5 protein-coding genes and 1 pseudogene (1 of these 6 only partly in view) are annotated in these 22,369 nt (G+C 65.1%); 2 read left to right on the forward strand and 4 right to left on the reverse strand.

Annotation, left to right across the window (positions count from 1 at the left end):
* The 3 genes from JZ791_RS28095 to JZ791_RS28105 all read right to left on the reverse strand — a co-directional run.
* Positions 1–17,422, reverse strand: part of the annotated coding region (locus tag JZ791_RS28095) for a toxin glutamine deamidase domain-containing protein (RefSeq protein WP_216898354.1) (this coding region is incomplete at its 3' end). The annotated region extends 18,388 nt beyond the left edge of the window; 17,422 of its 35,810 annotated nt are in view.
* A 43-nt stretch (positions 17,423–17,465) separates the two neighbouring features.
* Positions 17,466–17,963, reverse strand: coding sequence for a YbaB/EbfC family nucleoid-associated protein (locus JZ791_RS28100; protein ID WP_216898355.1), 498 nt, complete (start codon positions 17,961–17,963; stop codon positions 17,466–17,468).
* 18 nt (positions 17,964–17,981) lie between these two features.
* Entirely contained in the window at positions 17,982–18,299 is a 318-nt protein-coding gene (locus tag JZ791_RS28105; protein WP_216898356.1) for a WXG100 family type VII secretion target, read from the reverse strand.
* 95 nt (positions 18,300–18,394) lie between these two features.
* On the opposite strand from JZ791_RS28105, the gene JZ791_RS28110 reads away from it, so the two are divergent.
* Both JZ791_RS28110 and JZ791_RS28115 read left to right on the forward strand, forming a co-directional pair.
* Entirely contained in the window at positions 18,395–20,500 is a 2,106-nt protein-coding gene (locus JZ791_RS28110; protein ID WP_216898357.1) for a hypothetical protein, read from the forward strand.
* 19 nt (positions 20,501–20,519) lie between these two features.
* The gene (locus tag JZ791_RS28115; RefSeq protein WP_216898358.1) at positions 20,520–21,299 is read left to right on the forward strand and encodes an ESX secretion-associated protein EspG; all 780 of its coding nucleotides are present in this window, start codon (positions 20,520–20,522) and stop codon (positions 21,297–21,299) included.
* 2 nt (positions 21,300–21,301) lie between these two features.
* Here JZ791_RS28115 and JZ791_RS28120 read toward each other — a convergent pair.
* Positions 21,302–22,369, reverse strand: a pseudogene (locus JZ791_RS28120) (hypothetical protein); the annotation flags it as partial.

Below are 22,369 nucleotides of genomic sequence, written 5' to 3' on the forward strand. Positions count from 1 at the left end.
CGGCAGCCACGAGCAACCGGCCGGTCATTTCAACCGCGTCCTGTTCGGCCTTCTCAGCAGACTTCAGTATTTGGGGTATTTTGGCCGGATCACCGCGCCATGCCACATTTCCTATTGCGACGTGGCCCATTTCGTGAAGTATCAGATCGAGCAAGCGGTTGCCCGTGATCGGCAGATAGAATCTATTGCGGATATGCTCGTCATATTTCTGAGCCATCAGCGTCGGATCGGTCGCCCATCGTAGGTCGATCGCCACAATACCCGCGCCGTGATCACCGTGGCGAAGAAATCGACTCGTCATCATGAAGGCGCCCGGCGCACCGGGCCCCACCCATATCATCGGAATTCTAAGGTTCGGAAATACGTTATGGAAGATATTAACGGCCATTTCACAGGTTGCGGCCAGGTACGGCGGGATGTCCTGCCCTCTGAATCCGACCAACATCGTTCCCCGAGCGGCCGTACGAGAGATGATCGCATCCTTTTCCGCGAGCTCTTTCGCATTCTGTGGACGATCGACCGAACCCGACAGATGGACGCGCCCTCGCAGATCGTATAGATAATCCGCAACCGGCTTGATTACATCGGCTGGGACCAGTAGCGTCAGTAACGCGATCAGCAGGCGCAGTGATCCCGATTCCACCCCGGATGATTCATCCCGATAATCTATCACATTGTTTCGATAGTCGCTGATCAGACCGGATATTTCATGCAGTATATCAAACCACGACTCGCTGTCGAAACCCGCTGACTCACAGAACTCGTCCACAACCCGATACTGCAGCACTACCGTTCGCAATACCGTAGCGTAAGATGCCGCAGTACTGTACACCGGACCGCTCTGTCGAAGGTGATGAATTGCCAGCTCGGCTCGGATCAACGGATCGCCGAATTTCTTTGTCAATCCCTCGACATAGTCGACGATATCGCCGGATACGGTGAGCCTCGCGAGTATGCTCGCCAGAACTCGCGTATGCCGGACCGCCGCCGCCTTGATCTGGGTACCCTCCACACCCGCCGTGGCCAGCGCATCGGCCAGTTCGAATGACACAACGGGTGCAGGCTCGCCGCGTGCCGCCTCCAGTACCCGCATAGCATCGACAATCTGATGAAAACGCTCCACATCGGCCCGCAACTCCATCATCGTCTGCACACCGGCGTCGGAGAAACCACCCGCCCGCAACTGCCCGATGACGGCATCTATCAGCCCGATTCCGCCGGCCGCGGTCACCACCATGTCGAAGTCGATCGGGACACCTGGTAACAGAGCCCCGAAGACACTATCCCGAAGCCGATCCACGGATCCTCGAAGATAGTCCTCGAGACTTTCGCGCGACCAGCCAAGAATGTCATAGCCGCGCGACACCAGTACCTTGACGAGGTTCTCTCGCCGATCACCCTCCGCGCCGGACGACCACGCACTCTGCCGCATCGAGGTGTCATCCGGTGACTCATCAGGGCGGGTGGGATCGACCTCCGCCAACCGGATCAGCCATCGTCCCGGTTCGGTCTCGACCGGCGGCTCCAGAACCCGGAACGCCGTCCCCGGCGGGAACAGGATCTCGTTCTCGATGTGGTCGTACGCCGTGACATCGCCGATCCGGCTGCCTGTTCGGGACAGGATTTCGAAATGCACGTTGCCGGGGTATTCGTCGCCGATTTCGGTGCTGACGAATGCGGGATCGGTCACGATGCCCCCGCCGTACTTTCGTAGAAAACCAGGCAGATCCTCGGGCGCGATCTCGATCGCACGGTGCACCCAGCCCTGATATCGCGGCAGGTGTGCCAGCGCACCGGTCAATGCGTCGGTGATGACGCGATAGCGTGCGAGCTGGGCGGGATCACCCGATCGGAGGGCATGGTTGGCCGCCGGTGACCACCGATACCCGAGCACGGCCACCAACGCACTCAACGGAATCCGTGCCAGGTCGGGGTCCGTGGCGACCTGGCGATAGACCATCTCGAGGAATTCGGCATAGGGAGCGCCGAAGCCGACGTGATCGGCGAATGCCGTCGGCAACTCCCGATAGGCGCGGACTGCGGCGGCCGGCTCGAGCTGTTCAAGTGCCGCAACAATATTCGAAGTCAGTGCAGGATCGAGGTCGCCTCGTGCGGCCAACTCCAGCATATCGGTTCGGGTCACCCACCGGGCGTTGCCAACCTCGCCACCGACGACGACCGGGAACCTGCGCTGCGCGTCGGCCACCAGGACGACCGTGGAGCCGGCCGCGTCGACAGGCTCACCGTTGAGCTCCAGCAGGCTCATATCATCGTCGCCGACTTGCAGATTCGCAGCGAGTGCCCGCGAGACCCCCTGTGTGGCATTCTCGTTCACGCCGAACGCACCACCCGGCGCCCGCCAGACCCCAGGACCATCGCCGATGCTCGCCTGCTCGAGCAGGAAGTATTCGTTCCCGGCAGCGTCCACATGCCTGATCAGCACATGTGCCGTGCCCTGCACCTGCTCCGGCTCGCTGTCATCGGCGGGAACTCGGAACGGATGAGTTGTGGCATGCACGGCGTTCATTTGCTCGAGCTCGTCCGGAACCACCTGGCGGCCAATGGCATCGAAGAACAGCCCGCGCACCGACGCCGGATAGTTCATACGCGGCGACGGCCGCCCGACCTGCCCGTCGAGCGCGACCCGCACGATCGCGCCATTCTCGTTGACCAGAAGATACGGTTCCGCACCGCGCCCCCGAATCAGCACCGACGCATGCTGCCCCATGATCCGCAGCAGCGCGACCAGGTGGTCATGATCGGGCAGCGGCCGGGTATCGGAGCTCGACTGCTCCCCGGCGAGACCGGGCTCACCGTATAGATCGCGCAAGGCCCGGGATGCAGCGGCCCACTCGTCGAAAGGTACTGTCGCCGACTCGGATTCGCCCATGAGCAGCGGATGGACAAGCGCCGCTTCCAACTCCGCGAACAACGTCTCGACCTGGACTGCGGCCGACTCGCCCATGGCGGACCATCGAGCCTCTTCCGGCTGGCTCGGCACATCCTCCAACAGTGCTCTGACGAACACGTGGAACCGCGCAGCCTCAGCCAGCCGCTGCGCGATGCCCTCGACCTGCCCGTACGCTGCCGCGGCCTGCTCGAACAATTGCTGATCCGAGGGCGAGAGTTCGGCCCGCGCCGCCAGCCGTCCGAGGCTCGCATCCGCGATCTGGCGTGCCTTGGCCACGTCACGACGACGACGCCACTCCCGCAGATCCGTCTGCCAACCGGGAACATCACCGGGTGAGCGCGCCGAACCTCCGGGCGTGTCATCGTCATCGACCGTCGGGAGATCATCCCGTGTCTCGTTGTCCGATGCGGTCGTCTCGTCGAGTACATCGTCGCTCAGCTCGGGCAGATCCTGCGTCTCCACCTTCGACACGCCCACACCGTCGAGCACATCATCACTCAGCTCAGGCAGATCCTGCGTCGCATCCCCCGCTCGGACCGGACCATCGAGCACCTCGTCTGTCAGCACCGGCAGATCACCGATTGTCGGGTCGGCGGAATCGTCGGTCGGCTCGATGAGCGGTCGACGGGTGTTCGAGCCGGAGGCACGCAGCTCTCCCAGCGTCCCATCGTCCAGCCGACCGCTGTCGATCAGTTCTCGCACGGCCTCCGACAGGTCGGTGTTGGCCACTACCTCAGGCTCCTGAGTGTCGTCACCCAAGTTGCGGTAGGGGTGTTCCGGATCCACTCCCCCGTCACGAAGCGCATCTAAGGCCGCCGCAACGAAATCGGCTTCGCTGGTACTGATGGTATTGACGAGCACGGGCCAGATCAGTTCACATCGAAGGCCTCCGAAACTCTCGCCGTTCTGTTCCGGCTCGGCACCGATGGAAACCCCCGGCCCAACCTGATGCGTCATGGCAGGAACACGCCAGCCCAGTGATCCCGTATGCCGCCGCCCGTACCCCGTCAACCACGCCGAGGACCTACCTGCGGCGTCGAGATCGCCGGTATAGATCACAACGCCGTCCACGCGCGTATGGTCCGGACCTGCGATCTTCGTAGTAAGCACGCCCCGGAATCTGCCGGGATCCGCAACGATCCCGAGAGCCACGGCTCTGGGTACGGCCGCGGTGGACAGCGCGTTCCGATCCGTACCCACCGGGTTGACATACACGCGGTATTCGACGCTGCTCGAGTCTCTGCTCGAACGGAAGTACGCCACGGACACGACCTGGGCAGGATCGACGGCGCCCCCGCTATCCGCTGTCAAGTCGATCCGGAACCTGCTGCTCGCGTCCCTGCCCTCCAGTTGAGCCGCTGGCCTCAGTCCCGAGGTGCGCATCTCCATGATCTCGACCAGAGCATCCACATATGCCTGTGGATCGTCCACGGGGTCGATGAGCCCGTGGTGGTTATAGATCCGATAGACGGCATCGGCGCTGTCCAGCGATTCGCGACGCACCCAGAGTTCGTGCAGGAACGACTCCAGATTCTCCCGCGACAACGATGGCGGCTGCTCGCCGTTGCACCGATACGTCAACTCCCGAATCGCCAGCAGCTCATCGAACGGCGTTTCCTCCGAAAGCCTCTCGTGCAATTCGTCGAGAGTCCGCGGCTCGTCCAGCACCTCCGGATAGTCGGCTGTCGCCCGTGCGACCGCCTCCAACAACGCCTGCTGGTCAACCGTGGGCCGCAGCTCCTGTGTATCGTCGCTGACGGTCGAATCCGGGCCGCGCCCAATGCCTTCGGGACCGTGATCGTCATCCGCGGGCGTGCGGCCGACCGGGAACGTCTCCAGCACATTGGCGTAACTGCCGGAGGTATTGTCCACGCCCCACAGGAACAGGCGGCGGCTGAAGGCGTCCAGGAAGGTTGCCAGGATAGGGCTGCTCGGCTGTTCGGGCAGGGTGTAGGGCACTTCTTCGCCGTCCACCTCGACGACCAAGCGGCCGTGCGGCACGACGATATCGCCGATACGGGTGTCCTCGGCGTTGCTACGGAAGATGATTCGCCGGGTGTGGCCGGCGTCGTCCGGATCGTCCGGGCTGGCGGGGCGGGTGGTCAGGATGACGGAGATGCCGTCGCTTTCGTTCTCCCAGATCCGCGGGTCGCCGCCGGCGTCGATGCGGTCGCGGTGTTGCAGCCGCTTCGCGAACTCGAGCAGGACGCCGATCGCTTCGGCCTCGTCGGCTTGTTCGCGGGCCTGGGCGGGCATGCTTTCCTGGAACATGTCGTTCGGTTGCAGGCCTGTGCCGAGTTGGGTGATATCCGTGCGTTCGCGTGCCCGGTCCAGCGCACCATCGGCGGCGCTGGCGGCCGAAGAGGCGAGGTACAGCTGACGGTAGACGGACCTCAAGACCAGGTCGACACAGTTATCCTCTTGCGAACCTTGCTGGGCTGCAACGCCATTGGATAGCAGAGCAATCGAGACCGGGGTGTCCGCACTCGCCGCCCGCGACCGGGTCGACGTGGCGCCCTTCGCAAGCCGCTCGCCCGGGGGAAGCAGACGGAGTTTGCCGGGGAGCCAACGATAGGGCGGCATGCCGTCGGCCTGACGGTTGAAGTTGCGATAGGCGGCGACGCCGAGGCGGTAGACGATCAACTGGCCCGCGGTGGGCTGGGTGGCGGGGGCAGCGGGAGCATTCTGCTCGCCGGTGTACGGCTCGGCGCGGAAGCGCACGGCCTCGAACGACTCGGCGAACAGTTCGGCGAAACGCTTTATCTCCGTGGCACTGTCGGGGTCCTGCTCGGCCGCGTCCGGGATCTCGACCGCGGGGCCGTACATCGGGAACTGTTCGGCGAACCACTGCGCGAAGGTGACCGTACTGCCATCGGCACGCGCGGCCGGCGGATGCTGCTCGAAGTATTGGCGCAGCGCCGCCATCATCAGCACAGCGCCGTTCTTGGCCCCGCCGTACCAGACGGTATGTGCCGCCTCGTGCAGCATCAGGCGGTAGATCGCCAACTCGTCCGGAGACTCCGACTCCGATGGCGCCGCTTCGGATTCCACATCCGAGGCCCGTACCAGCAGCGCCTCGTTCACCTCGATGTCGACCGCATCGATGGCGTCCGACTCGTCGGCGCGCCCCCAATTCCGCAGTGCGCGGGCATTTCCCGCGAATCGCACAGCGGTGATGGCACCGAGGGCAAGGATCGCCCCCGGCAATCGGCCCGGCAGTCCGAACCCCTGCGATACGAGTGCCACGGCGAGGCCGAGGCCGACCCCGAGGCGCTGCCGTCGCTCCACCCCCGGATAGTCCGGACGGCGGCGCAGCGTGTGGGCCTCGATGTCGCTGTCTTCTTCGGGCATGTCCGCCGCGCCGACTTCGCGCAACGGCATCTCCGGGAAGTCCGCGAGGGTCTCGGCGAGCGCACGGCCCGCCTGCCGTACGGCGGCCGGTCTATATCCGGGCTCGTCGAGTTTCACGACGAGGCCGTAGGAGTTGCGCAGCCATCTGACTATCCGGGTCGGGCTTCCGGTGCGGAAAATCTCCGGGAGAATCGCGGGTTCGGTTGCGTCGCCCGATGTTTCGCCGAAGGCCACGGCGAACTTGCTGCCCAGCAGCTCATCGACCCCGGACCGGACGGGCCGCTGGTAGGCCACGGATCCATCCAGTGCGCCGACGGCGTCGTCGGCTGCCGCCGCGACGAGGCGGTAGACGATCTGCTGACCGATGGTCGGTTTCCCATCCGCGCGCATATGCGCCTGGAACGCATCCCGGTAGAGCCGGTAGAGGACCAGCAACCGGACATCGACGCCGAGGGCTGCGCGGTCCTCGTCGGACACGCCCGCAAGGACCTTGTGCTGATCCGGTCTCAGTGCCTCGGAGCTGAATTGAGTTTGCAGCCACACGCTCAATTCGGCATCGGACAGCGCACCCGAGGCGGTACGCAGCACATCGAGGACATGCTTTTCCGCATACATGCCGCCCGAATTCCACACCCAGCCGTCCAGCTGAGACAGCACCGCGCCGTAGACCGCGTCGCGCGGATCGACACCGGCCTCCTGCGCCGCCTGCGACAGCCGGCGGAGATTGACTTCCAGAGTCGTGGTGTTCCTGCCGCGAGGCACGAAGCGCCGGCCGCGGATACGCGCGCCTATCCGTCCGAAAGCATTGGCGCCCATGGCGGTGAAGATCGATATCGAGCCCGGCAGAGCCAGGGCGAACCGTGTGGAATCCGGCGCTGCCGCCTTGGCCCGCAGCCGATATAGGCCCGGGAATTCGGCCAGCGTCGTCCACAGCGCGACCGCCACCGTGCGCACCAGTTCCGGGTCATCCTCCTCGGAGAAGCGCAGTGTCACACCGTGGTACCACTGGAACCAGACCGCGATATCGGTCACCGTCCCGGACTCGATGACCTCCGGCAGCACCGGAGCCTGCCGCACCTCGTTCTCACCGGTCGACCGACCGGTCTTCGCGATCGGCGCCGCGCCCCGTGACCGCCACAGCCTGGCAAGCCTGGCCGTCAGCCACACCGCGGCCGGGACGGCGGCCAGACCGGCCACCGCGAACACGGTATCCACGACGCCGGTTCCGTTGTGGCCGTTGCGATTCGCTGCGGACGCCAAGGGAAGCGCCGGCGCGGCGGTAGTATTCCTGATCTTCCCCGTGAATCCCTCGAAGCGGCCGCGTAGGCCCTTTCGTTGCTTCGTCGAACTCTGCTTGTTCTCGGCCTCTCCCGGCGCTCCGCCGGTATCCACCTCTGTGGTGTCGTCACCGGACACCACACCGACCTGGTACAAGATCCGACGGGAAAGGCCGATAGCCCGCTCTGCCGACGCCCAGATGGGCTCGGCCTCACTTGCCAGGATATTTTCGTTCCTCTTGACGACATCATCCCGGCCGACTCTGCGGTACTGGTACGGAGCCTGTAACCCCATTCGTCTCGCGGATTGGACGTAGGTCCACGCCCGCTCGGTGGTGTTCGCGGACGCGGCCCAGCGGTCCATCGCCGCCGCCCGCACCACCAGTTCGTGCCGGCGCGCAACCCATTCGGACACGGCCGCCAGATTGTCGAGCAGCAATGGGTGCCAGCGCGAATCGACATGAGGATCGGCCAGCATTCCCAGCACCGCGAGCTGTTTGTCGAAGAACTCCGTGTAGTGGTGGTCGGAATAATGCTCGCGGATCTTTCGCAGCTGCTCGAGCAGCCCAACGGCCCGGTCCCTGGCCTCATCCATGTCAGCGGGCGCGGGCACGAAATCGGTACGGACATCGCCAGTTCCATTACCGCCGCCAGCAGGCGCCGCCCCCGACGACGTAGCGCCGCGACCGGTACCAGGCTTGGCCGCCGTAATCACGATGTACGACACATCCCCATCAGCGACGTCGTCGAAGTCGACATTCTCGAATCCCGCGCGCTGCAGCGTATTCATGAAATCGCCGACCAGCCCGGCGTTCGTCTCGTCCGATCGCCACCCTGTTTCGATACGTACCGATCCGCCCCCCGAGACGACCCGGAATAGTTCACTCAGACCTGACGCACCGGCAGCCACCAGCGACGACGGCCCGCCCCACACATCCTGAATCACTACCGAGTCGAAGAACTCATCCGGAATCGGACCTAAATCCTCGAGTCCCAGCCATCCAGCCGCCGAGCCGGTATCCCACTGCCGCGCATGCCGTCCCGCGCCGGACGCATCCGAGTACGGCACTACGACATCGGACACGTACACCTTGTCCGCATCGGCCGTCTCCCCCACCCCGACCCGGCCGAGCACCAACGTCAAGCCACCCGCGACCGCCTTCTTCCGGTCCGCCAGCCACCTTTCGAATTCGGAGCCATGGCGGCGTTTCCACGCTGCCAGCAGCTCCGCACGCAATGCACGCAACACACTCCGCTGCAGTGTCCACGGGCTCTTCCCGCGCGAATCCACCGACACCTGCGCGAACGACAGCGACTGCGCGGTCAATGCCCCCGACCGCAATTCACCGGGCTGTGCCACCCGCCAAACGTTCCTACCCGTCTGCCCAGGAACCCGCACCAGGAACAGGCGGACTCCCTCGAGTGGATTCCACTCCTGCCATTCCGCGGGTTCGCCGCCCTCCTGCCACACGCCATCGACGGGATCGACCAGGGTGACGCCACCGCTGACTGCGGTAACCGGCGGCCTATCGGTACCGCCGAAGGTTGTGTGCTCGATCGGAGTCTGCGGTTCGTCGGCTGCTGGTCCGGCGCCGACAGGCACCGCCGCGGACTCGATTGTCCGGTGGCGCCGTGTGGGACCAGCGTGGGTGAGGCGCCCGGAAAAGGTGCTCGGACCATTGGCCCCCGCCCCGCGTTTCGAACGGCTGGCACGGGAGGTACGGGCGATCGGGCCGTCGAGGCGAGCCGCAGCGACCTGCTCCGCGACCGCGATCGGAACCAGTGCGATTCCGCCGGTACCCGCTGCCCGGCCACGCAGTGGCTGTGCGGTCAGCAGTATGGTGTACGCCTGCCTGGCGGACTCGAGTGCGTCACGCAATTGTGCTGCGCGCGAGTCGAGTTGAGCATCGGAGTAGTCACCGTAGTCACCGGCGAGACGATGCTGCTCGAAGCTGAGCCACTCCTCCCATGCCCTGTCGCGGACGGCCAGCGCCGCTCGGCGGGCCGGGCGCAGGCGGACCGGAACCAGCCCGGCGTTCGGCTCTCGGCTCCTGGGGATCGGCGCTTCGGGGCCGAACATACGGTCCGAGAGCACCTGCAGATACGTGTGCAGAATCGTCGATTCGGCGGACGTGAGCTGTTGCAGTGCAACGGCTTGCGCCATGACGGCACGCGACCGCAGAAGCTCCGGAGTCAGCTCGATCCCGAGCCTCTGTAGCAGTTCCCCGGCGAGTTCGGCGTGCAGCACTACCACAGCGCGCTCGGCAGAAGTGTTGTCCGAACGCCCCAGCAGCCCGGTACTGTCAGCCAGATCGCTCGCGCGCTGGCCGGTTACGGAGGCCGAAGCCGGGGCGTGCAGGATGGGGGCCGGGCGTAGCCGCTGTACCTGCTGGGCCAGTGCATCGAGATCCTGTGCGGCCGCCGCGATCTGTGTCTCGGCTGCCTCACGGCGCTGCTTGGTTTCGGCCCGCGCCTGAGCCTTGTTGCGCTGCTTCGTCGCCGTCTTACCACGGCCCAGCTTATGCGCCGCCTTCGTCGCGGCCGGATTGAGTCCGGCCCGGTGACGCTGGGTGATGCCGTTGTGGTAGCGGTCCAGTGCGTGGAGCGCGTCCTCATCCGCCAGCGCCTCACCGGCCCACCACAGTTCCGATGCGGCGGCGTAGAGCGCGGCGCCCTCGAAGACATCCACGGCCAGCCCGTCGACGGCCTCGAAATATCCCGCCCGCGTGCGCAACCGATCGATATACTCGTGCACCGGCGTCCGCGACGCCTGCCCGGGCAGCCCGGCGCGAGGTACCTGCGCGGCATTGTCGAGGCCGGTGGCCACCCGGCCGAGTCCGATCCATGCCTGCGCCCAAAGTATCGCCGCCGCAGCGTATTTGCGCAGTAGTTCGCGTACCGCCGGATCCTCCACCGGCTGATCGAGCTGTCGTAGGATCGCCAGTTGACGATCGACCACCGCGGTGAACGGTGAACTGGGAGGGAGCCCTTCCCTGATTCCCCGCAGCTCTTCGGCGGCCTGCTCCACCCGCGCCGCGAATTCATCCTCCAGCAGCGCGTCCGCACCGCCGTCGGGGTGATGCAGCAGTACCGGCCGCAACGTTCCGTCGTGCTGAGCGCCGATCAGCTGGTGCAGGCGCCGCACCCCCTCGCCCGCCGTCCACAGCTCGGATGCGGTGACGAACAACTCACCGATGGCCGGATCGCCTGCGGCGACGGTATCCGCTGCCTCCCCGTAACCCTCGGGAGTACGCAGCAGGTGGACGTATTCACGCACCGGTGTGCGCTGGGCGTGCCGCGCATCACCCGTGCGCAGGAAATTCGACTCGGCGAGGGCATCGACCTGGACGGCGAGCACGGTCAGCCGCCGTCGGCGCCGCACCCAATCCGAAGCCGCGGCGGCGTGGTCGAACAGCCACTGCCGCAGGACGGGATCATCGATCGGCTCGTTCAGCAATGCGAGCATTTCGAGCTGACGGGTCACGAAATCGGCCTGTGGAGAACCTTTGACGAGGGTCGTCAGAATCTGCCCGAGGTTGGTGACCGTCTGTTCGAGCTGCTCGAAAAATATATCGTCATCGACACCCTGGACGCGACCGTCCGGCCCCGTCAGCAGAATCTGCTGCGGCGGCGGCAGCGACTCGAGCAATTGGCTGCGTAACCCCTGCAGCATCTGCTGCGTGGCAGGATCGCCGGTCTGCCCCGCAACCTGGTCCAGGCGCGCGATCTGGGCCATGACAGCAGCTCGCTGCTCCCGGTTCGATCGGCCGGAATCCGTTGTTGGGCTGCTGGAATCGGCTGAACTACTGTGGGGGCTGGTAGTCGTGGTAGAAGAGCCGTTGCCACTGGCCGGCGGCGCGGGGGTGCTGGATCCCCTGGCAGCCGGATGACTGGACCCGTCCGCGGTGGTGCCGGATACGTTGGCGTGTGGTGTTGAAGCCGTCCTGCCCGGAGGGGCACTCGAGAGGGCGGAGCCGTTGCGCCCCGGGATCGGGGTAACCGGAGTGCCGAGGCTCCGGCTGCCGTTCGTGGGCGCGCCGTTCCGCATCGGCGATTGTGTCGCGGGCTTGCCGTCCGGCCGCGATGTACCGGCGGGGGAAGCGCTCTGGCTCGCCGATGTTCCACCTCGACCCCGCCCGCCGGAGGCCGCGGCGATGAGATGCGCCTCGACCGCGGCCTGCATCCTGGGCACTGCGGAATTGACCAGCACCTCGGTGGCCTCATCCAATTTCTGCTTGGTGCTGTCGACCGCGCGTTTGTTCTCCGGCGTCGGGTCTGCCCGATACGCGTCATTCGCCCCCCGATGGGCCGCGCTGGCGTTCTCATACATGATGACCTGCTGGATCACCTCGCCGTCCGCGACCGGCCCCTCGAGGGATTCGGGGGAAAGATATTGCCTCGCCCGTCCGGGAGTACCGCCGTTCTCCCGGTCATCGCCTCTGCCGGATCGAGCCGGCCGACCGAATGCCTGGTCGATCACACGCGGCGAGGTGTTCGCACCGCCGAGAACCTTCATATCGACGCCACCGAGCTTCACAGCCTCCTCGGACGGCGTGTAGTCCGTACCACGGAGCTTGCCCTTGTTGACGAAGATCAAGCTGCCTGTATCCCCGAATTCCTTGACCTTCGCCTTGACATTCAGTTGCGCCCCGGTGCCGCCGCCGTGAGCCGCATCCTCATCGGCGTCAAGGACGTCATATTTCACCTTGTATCCGGAAACGAGGCTCTTCTCATACTCCTGCTTCAGCGCCGCCGCGTCGCGCTCGGACAAACCCAAGCTGTCGACATGGTCGGACACCATTTGCCTGACATGCTCGGTGGCCACCGTGTCGACATGATCGACCACACCCAGTACACCGGCTTCATGGTCACCGCGCAGGTAGATGTTGTCCATGGCGCCGACGATCTGCGGCTGCCCCGTCGCCCGGACACCGACGATATTTCCGTCCTCGTCGACAACAAGTTTCAGATTCAGGTCCTGCACAATGTCCCGGGCCGCGCCCTGCAGCATGCCGTCCTGGGTTTCGAATACCGTCGGAGGAAGTTTTTCCAGATTGCTCTCATAGTACGGCTTCATGACGGCTACCGGCCCGACTCCTCCATTTCCGTCGCCCTTGTCGCCGAACTTGTCGTAGAATTCACCCTCGATAGTTTTAATGGTTCCGGTAGTTCCGGAGAGTCCGTGCAGCAGCTTCGTGCCGACGAGCTGATCGACCGAAATACGCAACGCGCCTTCGGGGTGATTCGCGCGCATTTCGACCCCTTCTTTGAGGTCCACGAACTGACCGATCTCCTGCCACCGGGTCTGGGTAGCCTTATCTCGGTCCCACAGCACCTGGTCGTTACTGTCGGATTGAATCAGAACGACTTTGCCGCGCCCCTGAGGGTCGCTGGGGTCCTTCACAACCAGGTAGTTGCTCTTTCGGCGCGCCCCCCATTGCGCCAACGCCGCATTTTCATAGGACTTCAAGTCGGCCGGGTCTATGGGATCTTCACCGGGCACCGCATTGAGTTTCCGGATCGCTTCATCGGAAACCTTGACCGCCCACATCCCACTGGTACGGTCCGGCTTTCCAAGATCCTTCGCCGTCAGCCGCAGATCGGGATCCTCCGCATGCGCTGCCCGCTGCAGGCGACTCCAGATCTTCTCATTCTTTACTCTGATCGGATCGTTCGGGTCGAGTACGTCATCGGCGGATCCGGGCGACAGGATCGCCTGCTTCTTCCCGTCCATCAGGGTATCGATTTCGTCGACCCTGTGCTTGCCCGCAGGGAAGGGTTCAAACCTGTCCGGCAGCCGATATTTCACCGCATGCGCGTCGAAGACTGCCTTGATTTCGTCGAGCGACGGCTCCTTGATATCCATCCACCGTCGCAAATTCTTCAGCTCTGTTTCGGATGCGCCATTCTTCTCGAATTTATCGAGCATCGATTTCATCTCGGCGAGGGTGCGAAACTCGTACTCCTCTGCCGTGCCGACGACGATCATCTTCCGGCCCGGAACCGGCTCCGGCAATTTCGTGTCCTTGTCCAGCCTGACGATATCCACCCCGGTATCGCCTGCGCCGCCCGCTCTCTTCAGCTCGTCGATCATCTCGCCGACCAGCTCATCACTGCTGGTCCACACGTGCACGACACCATGTTCCATGGCGTCGGCATACAGGGTCATCGCCATGACGAGCGTCTTACCCTCGCCGGTGCGCATCTCGACCAGACCGTGATGCATCAGCAGGTGGGCCTCGATCTGCGTCTCGCGCGCGACACGCAACTGGTCGTCGCTGACGCGGATCTTCTCGATCATCGCGGCGACCCGCTCGGCCGCGGTGCCATAGGACAGCCTGTGGTTGAGCACCGACTGATCCATGCCCATGTATTCGCGATCGTCACCGGATTCGTAGAGGGCGGCGATGACTATTCGCGCGGCCCGTGCCGCGGCCTGACGCTCATCGACGACCGCCTGGAAGATCTGGTCGCGCTCACCGTCGAGCAGCCCGGCTTGAAAGGCCTGCCACCGCGCCTTGCCCGCTTCGTCGGAGGCTGCGATCAACTCCTCGGACACTTGACGCAGCGACTGCCGGTACTCCGTGGTCGCCTCTGCGAATTCGGCCTCGAACTTATCCAGGTTTTCTTTGGCCGTCTTCAGCTTGTCGGCAATGTTTTCCCTGGCCGTCTTCAGCTTGTCGGCAGTCGGTTTGAATTCTTCCGCCAGCTCGTCTTGACGGGCCTGCACGTCAGCGAGGAAATCCGTGCGCCGATCATCGTCGGGCACCATGGAATTGCGGTCGGTGACGGCCGCCTGAAGCGCGTTGAGCCTGCCGCTGAGATCGTTCGCGTCCGGCGCGGCCGAGGCCCGGCGCAGTGCCTCGTGCTCACTGGTCAGCTCGTTCAGCTCTGCCCGGCGAGCATCCAATTCCCGTTCGAGATCAGCGATATGCCGATCCATCTCGGCGACGGCATCATCGTCCGCCCCGGCCTTGACGGCTTTCTCGCGGTCCGCGACCGCACGGTTGCGCGCCTTGCGTGCTGCCTCGACATCAGGTTTGGTTTCGGCGATGTCTCGCTCGACTTCGTGCAGCCTGACGTTCAGTTCGTCGCGGGCCTCCAGGACGGGAGCGGCCCGCAGCACGGCCTCCCGCTCGACCATCACCGCGACCACATCGGCCCGCCGCGCATCCAATTCATGCCACAGATCGGCGATGTGCTGGTGAATTTCGGTGATCGCGTCTTCATCCGGAGCGGCCGCGACCGCCGCCTCTCGACCCGCCACAGCGCGTTCATATTCCGTGCGCGCGCCCTCGGCCCTGGATCGCGCGTCGGCGAGATTGCGATCGATCGCCTCCAGCCGAGCGTTCACCTCGGCGCGGACCGCGGCTACCGCTAGGTCGTATTCGTCGCGACCGACATCCCGGTTCTCGCGGGCGGCGGCGAGCTGTCGCAGCGCCGCATTCATCCGGTCGGTCGCATCGAACCGGTGTTCCGCCGCCAGGGCCTCGGCGGCGGAAACATGTTCCAGTGCAGCGGCTTTCAGCGCATCATGCGCCTCGTCGACGACGTCCTGGGAGGCCTCGAGACGGCGCTGTACCTCCTTGGCCAGCACGTCGTCGTGGATCTCGATCGCCGCGGCATGCAGATCCGCGGCATGCGACGCCGCAGCGCGCGACTCCTCCACTTGCGGATCGGCCTCGGCACGCGCCCGCGCCTGCTGCTGGGCTGCCTCCTGATCGAACTTCCCGTTCTGGGCCTCGGCTTCGGCACGCAGATCAGCCAAATGGCGCTCGACTGCGGCCTGATATGCCCGCTCATGGTCCGCCGCAGCCTCTTTAGCGGCGGCAGCGGCGTTATCGCGAGAGACGGCGGCGCCCCGTACCTTCTCGTCGTCGGCCGCCACCCGCTCCGCGGTGCCTGGCTTGGTCAGCTGCTCATGCGCGGCCTTCGCCGAGTCGTACTGCGCCTGCCGCTGTTCCTGGGCGATCTGAGCGTTCTCGAGCCGCGCCGCGCCGACGGCGGCGGGGTCGGCCGGGACTTCCCAATTTACCGCCGGCACAACCACTCCCACCGCCCCGTGAACGCCGGCGTTCGGATCGGTGACTTCCACCGCGGAACCAGCTCCCCCGGACTGCTCGTTCCCGAGCTGGATCCCCTCCGGTTGGGCGTGCTGCTCCGCGTCACCGCTACCGGATACGCCGTGCCCGGTCGTCTGGGCCGTGACCCCCGCCGCCGCGGGCCCTGCCGAGGCGGTGCCCGCCCGACCGGCGCCGGACTCCTGCGCCACCCCCCGGGCCTCCCACGCGATCTTCACCGTGGCGAATGCCTCACGACCCTGGAAGTACGCCCTGCTCGCACGATCCAACGTGGCTTGCAAATCGGCCCGCTCGGCATCGCTGAGATTATCGGCCTTCAGCGCATGGCGCACCTCGTGAAGCACCTTCCAGGCATCCTTGAAATGCGGCGCCTTCGATGCTTTCGCCTTACCGCCCGCCGCATCCCCCGCACGCCCGGCATCATCCGCCTTGGGGGAACTGTAGCGCCGGACAGTGTCATCGAATTCCTTGCTGACATCCTCCCCCTTGATCGCGCGCTCACCGAGATCATCCATTTTGGCGGTGAACTCGTCCCTGGTAAGGCGCGTGTTTTCACTCGCCGCCGAGTCGTCGGTCCGGCCGAAATTCTTGAACCCCAAATTCCGCACGAAGGATTGCCGAACGGTCGGTTGCCCGCTGCCCGCGGGGGAGTCCTTCGCACCCGAAGAACTTCCCGACTCCGTCCCTCCCTTCCCATCGTCGCCTCCGGCGGCTCCCTTCTGGCCGTTCGCGCTGTCGGGGAGGGGTGCGGTCCCGTCCCGAGACTCCGCGAGGCCCGCCGCGTCGAGGTCACCCGACCGACCCGCGATATCGTGAATACCCAGGGCCCCCATGGCCAGCCCTGGAACGAACATGCTGGCGCTGAACCCGTACTGGGTATTCTTCGCACCGAAGCCGTACTGCGCGACGAGTTCGTTGGCATCCTGAAAGCCCCACGCGCCCAAGCCGCCGGTGATACTCGAACCGAACGACAACGCCATCTTGGTGGTGAAGGCCCGTGCCGGCGACCAGTCCGGAATATCCTTCGCCGAACCGCTCAACCACTTGCCCAGGACGCCTTCGCCGAGCGCCTCCATGCCCGCCGCGCCGGCGAACTGGGCGGCCATATCGAACATTTGCATGTATTGCCAGTTGCTGTTGCGGCGATCACCGATCAGCCACTGGAATGCCTGAATCCCGCCGGACAGCACAAAGCCGAGCACGTACCCCACGACCATCTTCGCGAGGATCTTCCCGATCAGGTCTTTGATCCCCGCCCAGGTGGCCTTTTCCAGCAAATCCTCGAGCAGCTTCTTACCCAGATTCTCCAGGGCCATTTTGCCGATCGCGAGGGCGCCCGGAACAGCGAGAGAGCCCCACAGCGTCATGCACAGCTGGATCACGGTGTAGAGCGTCATGACCGCGAAGGCGATCATCTGCAGCTTCGCATACTGAATCGCGGTGCCGCCGTCTTCGTAGTAGTCGGCGAGCTTCGACAGGGCCGTCTGCAGATCCTTTGCGCCACCGCCCGATCCAGCGGGACCATTCACCAAGTAGTTGTAAACATCTTGGGCGCGATCGGAATTCAGGCTGTCGTAGTCGCTCTTGACCTGAGAGGCGGCGGACATGACCTGCTTGATCAGCGGATCCAGGGTGGACTGCAGTTCACGTAGCGAGTCGGCCGCGTGAAAGAGGTCACCCTCCTTGCCGTTCGGCCACGTGCCCTGTGACTCGGACTCCTCCGGATTGAAGTTCAGGGCGTCGATCAACCACGCGACGACACCGGGTAATTCGATGGTGCCATCGAGATGTGCGAGCGGCACTGTCTGTGCTCCGCTCTGCTAGGTCCGGAAGCCGGGCGACATGTCAGAGACCCCGGCCATCGAAGATGTCGGAGAGCTCTTCGGAGTCGGCGCCGCGCGCGGTACGTGCGGTCGCGCGATCCGGGTTGCGCTCGAGCGAATCGGGCGGTGAGGTCAATGCCTGAACCGGTTTGGGGAACAGCTCACCAACATCCGGCAGGTCCGGGAAGAAGTCGGAAACCTTCGGCACGGCAGCCGAATTGGCCTGCGCCGGGGCCATCAGCTCGGAGACCTTCTGCCTGGCGGCGGCCGCGGCCTCTTGGGCAGCGGCAGTGACCCCACGCGCGAGTTCGGTCAGGCTCATTTGATCCGCATCGGAGGTGAACCGGGTCTCGATCACCACGCCCTCGGCGTTCACCACGACCGTCACCCGCTTACCGGCCGCGGAGCCCGTGGCCGTGATCAACGCCCACTGTTGTTGTGCCTGAGCCATTTCCCGCACACTGTCCTGCACGGTCTGCATCAGATCGGACAGGAAGGACTCGGCAGCCTCGTTCGCCATATCGATATCGCCCGTGTCTCAGGCCTGCTCGCCGAGCTGCTTGAAGTATGCCTCGGCATCCTTTTCGGCCTGGATGTAAGTCTCGGCCGCGTTCTTCAGAACCCCCGCGATTTCGGTGAGCTGACCGGTCACGAAGTCCAGCGGAGAGAGCATATCGCCCTCACTGGGCAGCGAACTGGCGAAGGTCTGGCCGTAGGAGTCGGTTCCCCACTTGCCGTTGACGGCGTCGAGGGTGTTCTTCATGGGCGTACGCACTTCGTCTTCGATGGACTTGGCCAGCGCTGTATCACTATTGGCATGGCTGATCAAACCGTCGGGGTCTACCGTAACGCTCACAAATCCTCCAGCCATGGGGAATACCGATCACCGATGCTATAAAACCGTCGACGAAGGCGGGCGAGCCAAACCTTCCCACCACAGGAGACACCGCGATGACCGGCACCGGCAGCAGCGACCTGACCTCGCTGGAGAACAAGTTCACCGGATACGAGTCGGACTCCAGCCTCTACCCCAGCAGCACGGTCGATTACGTCACGAACCCTGTCGCGCAGGGGACGATGCAGTTCCAATACGAGAACGCCCAGACCGCCGCCACCGCCTGCAGCAACGCCCTCACCCAGATCAACGACATGTATGACGCCATCATCGGCGGCTCAACCCCGTTGACGATCAAATCCGCATGGTTCGGAAGCCGCTACGCGAACGGCGGTGTCGTCCAGTGCGGGGCTCAGCTATCGCAGCAGATCGACAACACCATCACCGATCTGGCCTCGGTCCTGCAGGCCCACGGAAACATCCTGCAAGACATGGAAACCACCTTCGTCGACGCAGGAGTCAAATACAGCGAGACCGAAACTGTCAACGCGGCGACCTTCAACGGCAAATCCGGATTCACCCTTGCCGATGCTCCCAGCGAAGTAGCCTCCACGGCCGAGGCAACGGCGAGCGCCGATATCGCGGCATGGGGGGGCGCCACCGGCGCCAGCGGCTCCCCCGTCGGCGGGCTCGCCACCTGGTCCACCAGCGCCTCTGGCAGCAATCCTTTCAGTGACCCCAAACTAACCGCCGCCGAACAAGCGGTTCCCAGTAAATGGACCGCGCCCAGCTTCAGCACCGGTGGCGCCCTCGCGGTCACCAGCGACGTCTGGGGTAACTACACGTACGCCGACTGCCATAGTCTCTACGAGACTATTCAGCCGTCCAAGGTCGCGGAAGTTGCGGGGAACTGGCAAAACTTCAGCGACTCACTGTCGAAAATCTTCTCCGACCTCGATAAAACCATCACTGGCATCGGCCAGGGCACAAACACTGGCGCCGGCGCCTGGACCGGTGCCGGCTGGGCCGGTTTGTACACGGCCTTCAACAGCTACAACGAGCAGGGGAAGGATCTCGCCAAGAATCTGAGTACTGCCAGTGGGGATATTCGGAACATCGCCGGAATGCTCGCATACGTCAAAAGTCGAATGCCTGTGAACCCGTCACCTAAGGCCACGACCACAACCACCAGCGATTACACGCTGTCCGGTATGCAAATGCATACGGGTCTGGGGTCTACCACCTTCTCGACAACGACCAACTATATCGAGTCTGCGGCGCTGGCGCCCAATTCCGGAAAAGCGTACTGGCCGATCCTGAGCGGCGACTACTGGCCGGGTGTGGTGGTGGCCTCGCAGAGTTTGCCCGTGTTGGACATACCGGCGGCGGCGAGCGGGGCCACCGGGGCCACCGGGGCTACCGGGGCCACCGGCAGCACCGACGCCACACTTGCCAAGGAAGAAGCACTCGCAAAGGAACTCGCAGCCGAGGAAGCCGCCGCAGCGAACAGCGCGGCCAGCGACGGCGCAATCGGAAGCAGCTCGGCCGCGCTCGCTGCCGAAGAAAAGCAAGCCGCTGCGGCCGCAGCCGCCACGGGCAGTCCCAACGTTGTTACCGCGGCCGACAATGCCGCCAGCACGGCCGGTGCTGAAACGAGCGCAGCCGACCAAGCCGCCGCCTCCGACGGCTCCTCCAGCGCAGATCCCCTCAGTGCTCTGGGCAGCGCCGCCAGCACGGCAGCCCAACAAGCTGTGTCGGCCTTGCCCCAGCCACAGCAGGCGCAACAAATAGCAGACCAGACCAAGCCCCTGGACGATCCGGCCGGCATCGCCGGACTCGGCACCGCGGCCGCAGGCCTGGCCGGCGGTGGGGGTGGGGTCGGCGACGACTCGGCCGGTGTCGCCAGTGCCAAACAGATGCTCGCAGCCGAATCTGCTGACGCCAAACTATTTCCGCGCGCCTCCGCGATCGGCACACCGGACGAGGCCGCCGCGGCCGAGGCCGAGGAATCCACGCTGGGCCGTGCGGGCGCCGCTGCCGGCGGCGGCTATCCGGGCTCGCCCGGCGGCGGCATGGGCGGCGGGGCCAGCCGCGGCCAGGAGAAGGAGAAGCAGCGCAATGCCGCCCTCGATTCCCGCCGTCATCTGGACGAAGCGATCGACGACAACCTCATCGCGGTCAAACCCATCCTCGGCGCCGCGCAGCCTCCCGAACAGCAATGACATCCGGAGCACAGTACGCATGAACAGAACCTGGACCCTTCCCGACGTCGATTTCTACGTGCTCTGGGACGATATGGACGAGGGCATCCTGCCTGATCCGCTGGAATTTCTGGCCCGCACCGACGACTACAACGAGTTCGAGACGCAGCGCCTGCGGGCCAGGGCGAATCTGACCGCAGCACCGGGCGATGCGCTGGATGACCTGCGCGGTGCCCTCGCGCATCCGGATATCAGCATCCGCGTCTTCGGCCGCGACGCCCGCACGCCCGACGATCCGCAACACTGTGTTCGCGTACTGGGTGTGCGCAAAGGCCCCCGCGGCTACGTGATACGCCAGCTACCCGGCGAAACACTCTGGCACAGCACCGGATTCGTGGTCACCGAATGTGAGGCGACCCGCCTGGGTCCGCTGGTCGCCGAGCAACTACCCGCAACCGAACCTGGCCGCGGCGGCGAAATCCCGCTCCCCCCACCAGAATCGGTCCACCTTGACTACGAATACGGCCAATCCGCGGTCTACGACTCGGCCCCGCGGCGATCGGTCGATTCATCCGAATTCCTGCGGGCCGCCGTAGCCCACACCGGGACCATCCAGGTGGTGCAGAATCTGTCCCGCTTCGGCCCCCGCGGCGCCGCCACGCGCCTGCTGGTGTGGCGTGACCACATCGACGACGGCCGCTACGCCATCGCGGCCGACAACCAACCCAGGGCCGTCCCCGCCGACACCAGACGGCTCACCACCATGATCGACACCGCGATCGCCGATATCGTCCAAGCCATCAAGGACGAACGCCGGTAGCACTATCGGGCGGTCACACCGGCACGAGATCGGGTCGAGCGGGAGTAGATCCCGGCCAGGGCGAGCTGGTATATCGCGGCGTCCAGTTCGGCCGCGGGGCCCAGGGCGGAGGCTAACGTCTCCTCGGTGACATCGGCATCCTCGGCTGCGGTGACCAGTGCCTCGATCCGGGCTCGACGCAGATCGTCTCGGGGCGAGGCGACCAGGCCGGTGATGATGTCCGCCACCGCATCCGCTGACCACACGCCGGGGATGGCCGACGAATTCTCCTGCACCGAAGGCGACTGCGCCCGATACCATCTCCCCTGGTCCCACCAGTAGCAGAACGACAGCAGGCCCTGTGCCGCACGGCCGCTCAGCAGTTGATCACAGACCCATTCCGGTGCTCCGGCATAGTAATCCGGCATGGGCGCACCGTCGCGGTAAACCGCCTCCAACGTCGGAGCGTCCCATACCCCGCCCGAGAGCACAGCACGTTCACCGGGCAGGAGATACAGGGTGGATCCGCTGTTGCGGGCGCTCTCGAACATCGCCAGCGACGGCTGCATCCGCGGGCCGAGCCGACTTGCCGCACCGCAGAACGCGGCTGCCAGCATGCCCCAGCGCACCCACATCAACGGCAGAGGCGGCAGATCGTCGCCGACCGGCACCGGCCACCTGCCGTCGCCTGGCAACCGGGTCGCGGCGACGGCGTCGCGCGGGCTGCGGAACTGGCGTTCGCCGTGATTGATATAGGCGGACAACCATAACGGCAGCCGCGAGCGCGGATGAGTCTGCAGATCCTCGCGATACGCCTCCGGGCCGAACAATTGCCCCGGCGGGAAAGGAGTGTCGCCATAGTCGTACTCGACCTCGACGATATCGGGATACTTCGCCGTGAGAATCAATCGCCACCAGGGCGATTGCCCCGCCTGCGCCACCAAGGCGCGTTGGCGCCGCACCACCTCCAGCACCTTCGGCGGCGAGGTCATCATCGCCGACCGCGCACCGTCGAAGTAGGTGACCTGCCCGGTTGCGGTGGTCGTGGTGACGGCGAACTCCGCCGTCATCTCCCGCCATCCCTCGGGTCC

This window comes from Nocardia alni (genome assembly GCF_019038435.1).
GTDB classification, from domain to species: Bacteria; Actinomycetota; Actinomycetes; order Mycobacteriales; family Mycobacteriaceae; genus Nocardia; species Nocardia alni.

Excerpts from the sequence above, each read along its gene's own strand:
- JZ791_RS28115 (WP_216898358.1), top strand. The coding sequence starts at position 20,520 with ATGAACAGAACCTGGACCCTTCCCGACGTCGATTTCTACGTGCTCTGG.
- JZ791_RS28110 (WP_216898357.1), top strand. The coding sequence starts at position 18,395 with ATGACCGGCACCGGCAGCAGCGACCTGACCTCGCTGGAGAACAAGTTC.
- JZ791_RS28100 (WP_216898355.1), bottom strand. The coding sequence starts at position 17,963 with ATGGCGAACGAGGCTGCCGAGTCCTTCCTGTCCGATCTGATGCAGACC.